Raw genomic sequence first — 12,418 nt, forward strand, 5'->3', positions numbered from 1 at the left:
AACCTAAATCTTGGTTCTTATTTTTGCTCAAATTTTGGTACACCGTCTTCCCAAACATCCCAGTTATCAACGATATGATCGACAGTTTCTGATCCTACTAATACTATATTTTCCACTGTTTCTGAAAAGCCACCAGCGGTTTCTCCTGGAGCAGGATCTAGATGTTGAAGGGTAGTCTCATTTGGATGACCTTGATCAAAGTTCACCGCACCACGTAAGCTCATTATACGTTCAGTCCCTACAGTTCTATCTAGTACTTGCGCTATGGCAGCGGCTTCCATTTCAGTGATCACGTAATCATCTGCATTATACAGCTCAGTGATATATTGAGCTTGTTTTGACAAGCCTGGACCATGAAAAAACGTATCTCCTGTCATATGAGTGCCTACCGTTATAGCTGGACTACGTCTTGCCTCAGCATTTGGGTATCTCATTCGATAGTCATTGGCTTCTTTTGAATCTTTTAAAGAAACTGACTCACTCAAATGTAGATTCCAGTTTAGGAGTTCAGGGTTAAGTTGATAGCGACGAATATCCTCATAGCCTTTGCGCGGCGTAAAAGTAGGCGCGCCTTTTTTACCTTCTTCTGCTTTCCAGCGGTGACCTAAGTCATAATCCACCAGCCAAGAAGCCCAGCTGACATCTCCTATAGTACCTTTACTAGGTGGTGTGCCTGCGACGCCACTTAGAATGAAATAACTCTTTGTAAAGTCAAATTTAGGAGAGAGTGTTATTGCTTGCATAGATGCTGAAGATCCTACTTTACCCATGCCTAATACTGACCCACAGACGCCTTCGGAGTTACAGTAGACTGGGCTATGAGCACCTTTTACTTTTATGGGCTTACTATCTGCAAAATATTGATTATACCAATGCTGAAATTCGCCGGCTTTATCGCCACTGTTTTCACCAATTTCAAACATCGCGGCGATAAATACTTTTACTTTGATCTCATCTTCAGGAGTTTTAGCTTGCGCACTACTACAGAACATAAGCATGGTAGTAAAAAAGGATAAATAGAAAAAACGTTCTTTTATAAACATGTTTGATGCCTATTTGAAATATGGGGTTCTAGGTTAATTGTTTGATTAGAAGTAGCTAAAATTTCTGCTAAAACTAGGAGAGTTTACTTTGCGTAGAATAACATAATCTGCAAATAGGCTGCAGAGGGCGGTATGCACTACTACTGTTTATTATAAAGGTAATACAACGAACCTAAAACGATAAAGCTTGCCAAAATTGAATTCTGGCAAGCTTTACTACTGTTATAACGCTTGCCAAAACCGAATTCTGGCAAGCTTTACTACTGTTATAACGTTCAAACACCTTTCATAAAATGCTTTTTTAAAAATTAATCAGCTAGACATAAAGCCTAAATCTTGATTATTGAATTTATGTAAATTCGGCGCTACCATGGTTAGATTATTATCTGAGACGCCAAACCATTTGGCCAAAGTCGCTGAATACTGATCGATAGATGTCGTAGGTAACCATGCACCTTCACCGACATCAATGGCTGTATTTAGACCTATCTCTGGAGCTTGACCATAAAAATCTCTACCTTTTACAGCGCCGCCCATAATGAAATGGTGACTTCCCCAGCCGTGCTCTGATCCGTTACCATAGCTATTCAAAGTTCGACCGAACTCTGACATGGTGAAAGTGGTAACATTTTGAGAAACACCTAACTCTTCAGTAGCTTCATAAAAACTTCCTAATGCATCATCAAGTAGACGCATCAACGTATCATGTCGCCCAAGTAGATCATTATGTGTGTCGAACCCTTTAAGTTTCACAAAGAATATTTGGCGTTTGGCACCCAGCTTATCTCGTGCTTTGATAAGTGATGCTACTGTTTTTAACTGTTGCGCTAATGTATTTTCGGCTGAAAATTCAGTTGAAATAGTTTTTGCGTCTTGGATAGCAGATAACATCATTGATTCGTTGGTGGAATTTGCAACTGTACTGTCATCGGACGAAGTAAATAAACTTCTTAGTGCTTCTGAAAAGTTCGTCGTACCAGATACTGATGACCCTTCTTCAATACCTCCAGTAATTTTGAGACCATCAGAGGTAACTTTCAATGGGTTGGTCTTTTCGCCTGTTAGAAATACATTATCATCATCAGTACTGATACAAGAAAACGCTCCATGAGAGTTTTGTTTTATGATTGCATCACCAATTCTTCCGCCCCAGCCTTCTCTAAAAGAATCCGACGCAGTGCTTTGCCAGTTTTGTTTTTGATTATAGTGAGCAAATAAGCCTCTAGGTAACGCTACTGATCGATTCTTATACTGATCCATTGAGGTAGGTTGCACTAAAGATCCTACGTTTTGTAAAACTGCCAGTTTTTTTAAGTGAAACAAGCTATTTAGGCGCTTAAGATTAGGGTTAAAACCCCATTTCAAACCGCCAGCTAGCTGAGTTGTAGGTATTAAAGGTAGTACATTTGATCGATCTAATGCAATGTCTTGACGTATCTTATGATAAGTTGCATAACTGGATGTGTCGATAGGTATCAAAGTATTGGCTTGATCATTACCTCCGTCTAATAGAACACAGACCAAGGCTTTATAGTCTGAGCCTGCTGTTGCTGCTCTCGCTTTGTTAGCTGATAAGCTCATAGCCATAGGTGCAACAACACCAGCACCTGCTAAATAACTTAAACGTTGTAAAAAGGCTCTTCTTGATAACTCATTCACAATAACTTTCCTATAATCTTTATTACTTTATTGGGTACTAGACCATTGAACTGCATCACTACTAATAAAAATAGCATTAACTATAATTTTTATTACCTGTGACATTTTGGACAATGACATTGGTTGAAGGATCATTGGTTGAAGGATCAACTTTAAAGCTTGCAACTTTGATGTTAGTTTTAGTATTAATATTTCTAGCAATACAATCTTCGCCAAGGGTAATTAGCCTAGCAATACAATCTTCGCCAAGGGTAATTAGCCAGCCAAAAGATATCGTATTATCTAGTTTAATATTCTGAAACGTACAGTCCTCAAGTAACTTTTCATACTTTGATGTCATAATGACGCGGTTGTTATATGTACCACCTTCAACAGTAATGCCTCTAAATGCTTTCTGTTTAGATTTTGATGTCAGCCTGATGTATGGGGCATGTCCATCATGATTACCTTCTTTGATCATAAGACAGTTACGGATAGTAATATCAAAGTAATTGCGATTATTACGATTGTTATCTTGTATTATGATCTGACGTCCTCCAGACGAGTTGCTAGCATTGATAAACTCAATGTCTTCGTATAATACATTGCCCCATTGAAGAGAAGAGGTAGGTGGTTCAATATCGGCAAGGTATAAACCGCCATAGGTTGGTTCACGGTCGTTTCGGCTAGGGTTTGTAGAATAGACATATGTATTTTTTTTAAACCGAACAATGCCATTTTTAAGCGTTATACCAAAGCCTGATGCGATAGTAAGACAGTTTCTGTTAGATGGACCTATTTTGAAATCACTGGCTTCAAAGTTCATTTCACCATTGCCACGTATATATAAGCTGTCGTATATCGCTCCTTCAGAGGTAAAGTTGCTAAACTTACAATCTTTGCCCCATATCCACATACAATAGATAGAGGTGGCCAATGGGCTGTTAGTGTCAGCATGCTTTATAGTTTGGCCTCTAAAATGAATGCCTGTCGCTTGAAAGCCATTCCCTCTTTCGCGAACTTCAAGCACTGCTGATCTGGATTTAGCATAAAAGTAAGTTGCACCCGTACCAAACAGCCGAATATTAGGTACTCTAGGTTTTAGAGCTACTTCATATTTACCATCTGGGAATATAATGTTGGCGCCTCCACGCCTAGCTGCATCCTCAAGCGCTTCTTCAGGCGTACTATAATTATTCTTAAAATAGATGGTATCCTGATGAGGATCAGGATATACGCCCTCAAAATTTTGAGGAGGCAGTACTTCGCCATCTTTTATAAACATACGTTTGTGTTGATAGGCAGGGCCGCCATTCATATTGAGACGCGCATAATGAGCATCTGTAGGGGCAGTAACGGTTATACTTTTAGAATATCTGTCTCTTGCAGATACCCGTTTGATAAAATCTCTATTGCTATCGTAGTAAGCAATATAAATAAAAGTGTCACGACCTCTGCGTTGTTCGCTAGAGATGTTATATTTAGCATTTGGCTCTACTTTAATAAAGTCAGATATATCGCAACCACGATTATTAACAACGATACCGTCGCTTCTAACCATTTTGCCTTCTGAAACTGTATTCAAATTTAATAAATTATCATTAGCAGATCGATTCTGGCTAATACTCATAAATACTCCGATTGTTTAACTCAAATTGGCTCAATTACTCAAATTTGTAGGACTACAATATGGTTTCGTTTTACATATGTTGAGAAGTTAACGTTTAATTTTAACTTTGGTATCGCGATTGTGAGTATAGACTAGCTTTATTTCTATAAAACCTGTAGCAACTGGAAAATTGTAGTAATCGAGTTTTTGAAACTGTGTCCATTTGCATAAGTCTTATACCTATGTAAAATAGTGTAATGAGATCATTCTATATAACCACTATCAATAACAGGCATAAAAACTTGAGCAACCTTTGAGCGCTATTATGCAAAAAGTATTCCATAAGAATGATATTGAGTGTCTTTTCCCAAAATTATCTGTTGTGATATTATTCAGAAAATGACTATTAATTGTTATAAAGGTGATTAATATGGCTACCAAAACCTTACTTATCGTCGCGCATGCGCCATCACCCAACACCAAGAAGTTGGCGCAAGCGGCTTACGATGGTGCCAATCATTCTGATATAGATATCAATGTCATCTTAAAGACGCCCCAGAATACGCAGCCTGAAGATGTACTCGCAGCTGATGCGTTATTATTAGGCACGACTGAGAACTTGGCGTATATGGCAGGACTGACCAAGGATTTCTTTGATCGCTGTTATTATCCAGTGCTAGAGAAGAAGCAGGGCATGCCATTCGCGCTGTATATTCGAGCGGGACAAGATGGCACAGGAACCAAACGGGCGCTGCAAACGATTACGACAGGATTACGCTGGGAATGGATACAAGAAGCGCTGATTTTACAAGGTGATTGGCAAGATAAATTTACTGAACAAGTCGAAGAGCTGGCAATGACATTGGCGGCAGGCATTGAAGCAGGTATTTATTAGGTCGTTGTGGTAGGTTATTGTTGCTTATCTTCGTTATTGATATCTGTGCTTGATGAAAACAGTATTATAAGGATGGCTGTAGTGTTTAATAATGATTCAGATAATACGCAATCGATTGCTCCAGCCGGAGCGCTATTTTCGCAAGCGTGTGAAAATAATAAAGCACCTATCTTAAACGTGCTACAAAAAGAGCTACAAGAGCATACTCATGTCTTAGAAGTCGGCTCAGGTACCGGACAGCATAGTGTTTACTTTGCACCAAGATTGCCACACTTACAATGGCAAACCAGCGATGTGACTGATAGTCATCAAGTGATACAAGCTTGGCATAATGCCTATCCCGCATCAAACCTGTATGCACCGTTGGCTTTTAATTTGTTAACAAATTCTATTCCAAAAACTAATACTAACGAACCTTATGACGCTGTATTTACCGCTAACACCTTACATATTATCGCTTGGCCTTTGGTTGAGAGGTTGTTTGAGTTGGTCGGAGAAGCATTACCGTTAGACGGCAAGCTGATTGTTTACGGGCCATTTAATGAAAACGGACGCTATACCAGTGCAATTAACCAGCAGTTTGATCTCAGTTTGCGCCAGCGTGATGCTGGTAGCGGTATCCGGCATAAAGAAGATATCATCGCTTTAGCCAACACTCACCATTTAACATTAATGACTCAATATCAGATGCCAGCGAACAACCAAATTTTGGTTTTTCAAAAAATAACCGCTAACTAAGTCAGCGGTTATTCGCGTTTTAATATCAGTATCAAGTTCTAACCAGTATTACGTAGTCCTGCCGCGAGGGCATTGATACTGCGAATCAGGGGATCTTCTACCGCCAGTTTGTCGGTACTTTTAGTATCATTATCATCAGGTTGGCGCATGCGTTTGAGTAGCTCGATTTGGATATAGTTTATCGGGTCTAAGTAAGCATTGCGCCATTGTAAAGACGCTGCCAGCTCTTGCTGCGTGGACAATAATGAGGTTTGCTCGAGCAGGGAGTTTAGGCCAGAGTGAGTAAGCGCGTGCTCGTGCTCGACAGCCTGCATGACTTGCGCACGTAAGTGCTCGTCTTTACACAGCTGACTGTAGGCGTGGGCGATATTCATCTCCGATTTGGTAAAGGCCATTTCGATATTGCTGATAAAGGCGCTAAAAAACGGCCAGTTTTTATTCATCTCTTTCATCAATCCTTCGTTTTGTTTGACACTCTCTAATGCCGTGCCCACGCCATACCATGCAGGAAGGGTAAAGCGGGCCAATGACCAGCCAAACACCCAAGGTATCGCCCGAATGGTCGATTTGCTTGGCAAGCCTTTTTTGCGGTGGGCAGGGCGCGAGCCGATATTTAGTAAAGAGATTTCTTGTACGGGCGTGGCCTCGGAGTAAAACTGATAAAAGCCTTCTGTATTATCCGTCAGTGCTCGATATTGCTGCTCACCAGCATCGGCCAAATCCGCAAACAGTGCTTCATAGCTATCGAGCTGGGCTGGCTGCGCCACAAAGCGTGACGAGCTGGCTTTTAGTGCGCCTGTGATGCCCATGGTCAGCTCAAACACTGCTGTATCTGGATTGGCGTATTTGGCATAGAGCACTTCGCCTTGTTCGGTAAACTTGATTTGTCCGTTTAATGTGCCAGCAGGCTGAGCGGCGATGGCCTGATGAGTTGAGCCGCCGCCGCGACTGACAGAGCCGCCGCGGCCATGGAACAGACGGGTGCTGATGCCATATTGGTTGGCAATACGTGTAATGGTCTGCTGGGCGCTATACAGCTGCCAAGCCGAGGTGATGATGCCGCCGTCTTTAGAAGAGTCCGAGTAGCCCAGCATAATCTCTTGAATATTGCCTGAGTGCTCAAGTAGCTCGCGATACAGCGGGTTATCCAGCACCGTTGGCATGATTTTATCAATGTTTTTAAGGTCTTCGATGGTTTCAAACAATGGTGCTACTGGTAAAGCGGCAAATAAGTGTCCGTCGTCATCGATACCAGATAAACCAGCAAAACGCATCAGCAGCAGCACTTCTAGTAGTTGACTGGCGTTATTGGTCATCGAGATCACGTAGCTGCCAAAGGTATCGTCGCCGACCAGTTTGCGCAGTTTGGCCACCGACTGCATCAATGCCAGCTGCTCACGGGTTTGCTCGCTTAAATTATCGGTATAAATCAGCGGCGTGCCTGGTTTTTGTAGTAGGCGGGTTAGCCACTCTTGGCGCTCTGCTTCGCTTAGCGCCTTGTAATCGGGCAAGTTGGAGGCACTGGCAAAAATATCGGCAATGACCTCGCCATGATAGCCTGAGTCTTGGCGAATATCGAGCGCGGCCAGATGAAAGCCGCAGGTTTTGACCAAGCGGATGGTATCTAGTAGCAGCCCTTCGGCATGGGCGCTATCATGCGTGTTGACGCTTTTTCGGATAAGGCGTAAGTCATCTAACAGTGCGGCCGGCGATAAGTACGCGTCTTTTGCTGCTTTATCGTCAGTGCCTTGGCTTTGGATGTGTTGGTTGGTGGCTTTTACTTTAGCAAGAATAAGCGACAACAATCTACGGTATGGCTCATGGTTGTAGTCATCAGGGTTATAACAAAACACTTGCTGATCCAGCTCATTGTAATCTTGGATGCGCTCATAAATCTCGGGCGCGATGGTAACGATACTATCGCTATGAATGAGCTCGCGGCGCAGCTTTCGGATCAATACTTGGTAATGGCGCAGCACGGTATTGGCATGCATCAACACGGCCATTTCTGTGGTCTCATGAGTGACGAAGGGGTTGCCATCTCTATCGCCGCCGATCCAAGAGCCAAAATTGACAAAAGCGGGCAGCGCATAGTCACTAAGCTCAGGATAAATCTCTACGATTGCGTCTTTGATATTGCGATAGACTTTCGGTATAGCGGTAAAAAGACTGGCATCAAAATAATGCAGGCCGTTATTGATTTCATCATAGACCAAGGGTTTACGAGTCCGCACTTCATCTGATGACCACAGTAGATCAATGGTTTCTGACGTTTTTTGTTTGGCTTGCTCAAAGGCGAGACTACCCTCAGGATAGGCACCCATGGCATCGGTGTGCTCGTATAGCGTTTGCAGGATATTCATCGTTGTACGGCGACGCGCCTCGGTAGGGTGCGCGGTAAAGACGGGGATAAATTTTAGCTGATCAATGAGTTCTTTGATTTGTTCAGGTTCGATCTGGCGCTCGCGGCATTCTGATAAAGTGCGGCGAAAAGAGCCCTCCCAGCTTTGGTTGGACTCCGCGCGCATCACTCGCCGCTGCTCACGTAAGTAGTTTTCTTCGGTTAGGTTTGCCAAAAAAAAGTAAATAGAAAACGCGCGAATGACATTTTTTAGTGTTTGATTGTCTAGCGAGGCGATGAGCTCGATAAGTTGCTTTTTTTGTCCGTCGTTATGCTCGCGGCGCTCTTGGATAAAACCTTGGCGCAAGGTCTCGATGGTGTCTAATGTCTGTTGGCCAGATTGGCGAGAAATGGCCTCACCTAAAAACGATCCTAATAAACGAATGCGCGCACGCAATACGTCGTTATCTAATAACATAACTGTCTTCCTTGTCTATAACTAGGGAATATATCCAATAGAGCTTAGATATGGCTATCTTCCTCACTCAACGAACACTACGCCCTAGACGGATGAATAAAGACGGCTCGTAAATACAGTTACGAGCCGTCTTAGGTAAAATATATTAGTCGCCTTTTTTAAAGTATGGTTGCAAAAAATCTGTTGAGCTAAAACAGCATTGATACCGCGCAAAAGCATTGATGCTTATATTTGATAGCAAACAGTCTTATTGCTGCTCTTATACTCTAACTGATAATAGCACCTAACGCTATCGATATTCTTCTGCTAAAAAATCTAAATAGCGCTTCCAAGAGCGCTCATCTGCGCGCGCATTGTATCTATCAGGGTTATTAAAATCAGTAAAAGCGTGAACTGCACCGCTATACGTAATCATCTCATGGGGTACTTTGCTAGCTTCTAAACTTTTTCCCAAAGTAGTGAAGTCTTCAAATGGTACGGCCTCATCGGCTGTACCATGGAAAACTAAAATCTCCCCATTCGTTTTATCGTAATTTTGTCCCTTTGGAGTTTCGAGCCCTCCATGAAAAGGCACAAACGCTTTTTGCGGAAAACCTGATCTTGCAAGCTCTAAAGCGACTGTACCACCAAAACAGTAACCCATCGTCACGCCTGTGCGAACATCATTACCTTGGAGTCGTCCTGCATTTAACGCGCCTTGTAGCAAGCGACGCATTTTACTGCGATCGTCGTACAGCGCTGAGGTCAGACGCTTCTTATCTTCCATTTCGGTCGGGCGCACACCTGTGCCAAACATATCAGCAGCCAGCACATTGTAGCCTTGTTCGGCCAGCATATCCGCGCGTTTGCGCTCGTAGTCTGTCAATCCGTCCCAATCATGAATCAGTAGGATAAAAGGCGCATTAGGCTTGTCAGCTTTGGCGTAATAGCCTTGATAAGGTTTATCATCGACCTTATAGGTGATGTCTGTAGAGGTAATGGCCGCTGCTGTCTGGCCAAACGTAAGCATCATTAAGCCCAACGAGGTGCTAGCGACCAACGAGTTATAAAGATGTTTAGATAAAAAATTGGGTAGGATAGACGATGTTAATGACATGATAAATAGCCTTATAGTTTGCTAAAAAAAGATAAATAGATGGCTAAATACAACGTCCAGTTATTTATCGTTGGTAAGTAATCCTTCTAAAAGCATACCCCAGAAAATATTGGCATTACAACAATCAATTATTTATATGCGTTCTTATCTTGCATATATACCGCCATAGAGGTGAAAGTTTTCGTTTATATTAAGTGTGAAATTTAACTAAATATCAACAAGGTTCACCATATAAGCAACTTATTTTTTGGGTAATATAGTTTGGAAACCTGTTATTTATTTTCGTTTTATCAATAATCGGTAGTGCTATTAACACAGAAAAATGAACGACATATGAAGTCAACATTATCTTCAAGGATATAAAAACTGTGTGAGCACTTTATCAAGGGTCTTAACAGACTTATTTTATTTACTAGCTAGGATATATTATGAAGAAGAATCTAGATCATACCGACCCCGCTAAAAATATGAATACTGAACGTGGTAACGGGGGTGAAACTCACCAGCGTGCAGACGATGACGGTAAAGTTTTAACGACGCAGCAAGGTGTTGCTATTTCTGATAACCAAAATTCGCTAAAAGCTGGCGCGCGTGGGCCATCATTGTTAGAAGATTTTGTACTGCGTGAAAAGATTAATCATTTTGATCATGAACGTATTCCTGAGCGCGTGGTACATGCTCGTGGTAGTGCTGCCCACGGTTATTTTGAATTGACAGAATCGTTAGAAGAATACACGACCGCTAAAATTCTTACAGAAACAGGGAAGCAAACGCCTGTATTTACTCGTTTTTCGACTGTCGCTGGTAATAAAGGCTCAAAAGATACGCCGCGTGATGTTCGTGGTTTTTCAGTAAAAATGTATACTGAAGAGGGGAACTGGGACTTAGTTGGCAATAATATGCCGATCTTCTTTATTCAAGATGCCATTAAGTTTCCAGATTTGATCCATGCGGTAAAACCAGAACCAGATCGCGGGTTTCCGCAAGCGGCTTCTGCGCATGACACTTTTTGGGACTTTGTGTCACTAAGCCCCGAAACTATGCACAATGTCATCTGGTTGATGAGTGATCGAGCGCTCCCGCGTAGCTTTAGCATGATGGAAGGTTTTGGTATCCATACTTTCCGTTTGCTAAATAAAGACGGTAAAAGTACCTTTGTACGTTTCCACTGGAAACCAGTAGCAGGTGTACAGTCGCTTATTTGGGATGAAGCTGTAAAAATATCTGGTGCTGACCCTGATTATAACCGCCGTGACATGTATGAAGCGATTGAAAATGGTATGTATTTTGAGTGGGAGCTTGGTGTTCAGTTATTTACTGAAGAAGAAGCCAATGAGTTTCCATTTGATCATCTAGACGCGACCAAACTGATTCCAGAAGAGACAGTGCCAGTTAAAATTATCGGTAAAATGGTCTTGAACCGTAACCCTGATAACTTCTTTGCAGAAACGGAGCAAGTAGCATTTTGTCCATCACATGTAGTACCTGGTATTGATTATAGTAATGCCCCTCTGCTACAAGGACGCCTGTTTAGTTATTTAGACACTCAATTGTTCCGTTTTAATTCACCAAATTTTGCGCAAATTCCTGTCAATGCACCAAAATGTCCATTTGCTAATAACCAGCAAGATGGTCATATGCAAATGCAGGTGCCCAAGACGCGTACCCTCTATGATCCACAAAGTTTAGATCCTGAGCGTCCACGTGAAAGTGTTAAAAAAGGTTTTGAGTCATTCCATGAGCAGTTGGATGATGGCGTAAAAGGCCGTATTCGCGCAGAGAGCTTTGCAGACCATTATAGTCAACCGCGTATGTTCTACCGCAGCCAAACGCCAGCTGAGCAGGCGCATATTGCTACGGCTTATGCATTTGAGCTTGGCAAAGTAGATACTCCTCATGTACGTACCCGTATGCTTGGCCATCTGTTACATATCGATGAAGATTTGGCCAATCGCGTGGCAACTGCCTTAGGTATGGAGTTGCCAGAACCTGCTGATGCTGCAGCTCCCGTACAAGATATGGCAACCTCTGAGCCATTGCAGACGATTGGCCGTACGCCTAAGTCTTTAAAAGGACGTTTGGTTGGTATCTTAGTTGCTAAAGGGTCAAATCATAGCGAAATCAAAAAGTTTGAAGACGCTGTCAATGCCCAAGGCGGTATGGTAAAAATCGTTGCGCCGAGTAAAGAGGTGGAATTAGATGATGGCACACGTATACAAGCTGAAGAGCGTGTAGCAGGTGCGCCTTCGGTATTCTTTGATGCGGTGGTCAGTATCATCATGCCAGACCAAGCCAAGAAACTAGCAAAAGACAGCTCGACCTTAGATTGGTTTACTGATGCTTATGTGCATTGTAAAGCAATTGCATATTGCGGAGCGACTGAAGAATTCATCTTAAGCAAGCTACCAGTAGAAAAAGACAGCTTTGTCACACCACTTGCTGACTTAGATGCCTTTATCGAAAACGCTAAGTCGCGTCTGTGGGAGCGTGAGCCAAAGGTTCGTGATCTTGCATAGTTGACTAATACTATATAAGTTTTAATCTTCAAACGCTTTATCTTAAACTCAGCCTATGTGCTGA

At 42.3% G+C, this 12,418-nt stretch carries 8 protein-coding genes; 3 read left to right on the top strand and 5 right to left on the bottom strand.

Going from position 1 to position 12,418, the window contains the following annotated elements:
* Positions 1 to 17 precede the first annotated feature (17 nt).
* The 3 genes from PENNN9_RS03280 to PENNN9_RS03290 all read right to left on the bottom strand — a co-directional run bounded on the left by PENNN9_RS03280 (position 18) and on the right by PENNN9_RS03290 (position 4,311).
* Positions 18 to 1,043, bottom strand: a complete 1,026-nt coding sequence (locus tag PENNN9_RS03280) for a purine-nucleoside phosphorylase (protein WP_058368315.1) — start codon at positions 1,041 to 1,043, stop codon at positions 18 to 20.
* A 312-nt stretch (positions 1,044 to 1,355) separates the two neighbouring features.
* Entirely contained in the window at positions 1,356 to 2,702 is a 1,347-nt protein-coding gene (locus tag PENNN9_RS03285; RefSeq protein WP_058368316.1) for a DUF1501 domain-containing protein, read from the bottom strand.
* Positions 2,703 to 2,778: 76 nt separating this feature from the next.
* Positions 2,779 to 4,311 carry a hypothetical protein gene (locus tag PENNN9_RS03290; protein ID WP_058368317.1) on the bottom strand — a complete coding sequence of 511 codons (1,533 nt, stop codon included), beginning with the start codon at positions 4,309 to 4,311 and terminating at the stop codon, positions 2,779 to 2,781.
* Between the two features lie 409 nt (positions 4,312 to 4,720).
* Between PENNN9_RS03290 and PENNN9_RS03295 the strand changes: the two genes are divergently transcribed.
* Both PENNN9_RS03295 and PENNN9_RS03300 read left to right on the top strand, forming a co-directional pair.
* Entirely contained in the window at positions 4,721 to 5,185 is a 465-nt protein-coding gene (locus PENNN9_RS03295) for a flavodoxin family protein (protein ID WP_058368318.1), read from the top strand.
* 81 nt (positions 5,186 to 5,266) lie between these two features.
* Positions 5,267 to 5,923, top strand: coding sequence for a DUF938 domain-containing protein (locus PENNN9_RS03300; protein ID WP_227511705.1), 657 nt, complete (start codon positions 5,267 to 5,269; stop codon positions 5,921 to 5,923).
* Between the two features lie 38 nt (positions 5,924 to 5,961).
* On the opposite strand, the gene ppc is transcribed toward PENNN9_RS03300, so the two are convergent.
* Entirely contained in the window at positions 5,962 to 8,742 is a 2,781-nt protein-coding gene (gene ppc, locus PENNN9_RS03305) for a phosphoenolpyruvate carboxylase (protein WP_058368319.1), read from the bottom strand.
* Between the two features lie 289 nt (positions 8,743 to 9,031).
* Positions 9,032 to 9,838, bottom strand: a complete 807-nt coding sequence (locus PENNN9_RS03310) for a dienelactone hydrolase family protein (RefSeq protein WP_058368320.1) — start codon at positions 9,836 to 9,838, stop codon at positions 9,032 to 9,034.
* 428 nt (positions 9,839 to 10,266) lie between these two features.
* Here PENNN9_RS03310 and PENNN9_RS03315 point away from each other — a divergent pair, with 428 nt between their 5' ends.
* A complete protein-coding gene (locus PENNN9_RS03315; RefSeq protein ID WP_058368321.1) occupies positions 10,267 to 12,354 on the top strand; it encodes a catalase in 2,088 nt (695 codons plus the stop codon).
* The last annotated feature ends 64 nt before the right edge of the window (positions 12,355 to 12,418 follow it).

Source organism: Psychrobacter sp. ENNN9_III (genome assembly GCF_001462175.1).
GTDB lineage: Bacteria > Pseudomonadota > Gammaproteobacteria > Pseudomonadales > Moraxellaceae > Psychrobacter.

Bases quoted from the DNA above. Each gene is read 5' to 3' on its own strand.
- PENNN9_RS03295 (WP_058368318.1), top strand. From the start codon at position 4,721: ATGGCTACCAAAACCTTACTTATCGTCGCGCATGCGCCATCACCCAAC.
- PENNN9_RS03315 (WP_058368321.1), top strand. From the start codon at position 10,267: ATGAAGAAGAATCTAGATCATACCGACCCCGCTAAAAATATGAATACT.
- ppc (WP_058368319.1), bottom strand. From the start codon at position 8,742: ATGTTATTAGATAACGACGTATTGCGTGCGCGCATTCGTTTATTAGGA.
- PENNN9_RS03310 (WP_058368320.1), bottom strand. From the start codon at position 9,838: ATGTCATTAACATCGTCTATCCTACCCAATTTTTTATCTAAACATCTT.
- PENNN9_RS03290 (WP_058368317.1), bottom strand. From the start codon at position 4,311: ATGAGTATTAGCCAGAATCGATCTGCTAATGATAATTTATTAAATTTG.
- PENNN9_RS03280 (WP_058368315.1), bottom strand. From the start codon at position 1,043: ATGTTTATAAAAGAACGTTTTTTCTATTTATCCTTTTTTACTACCATG.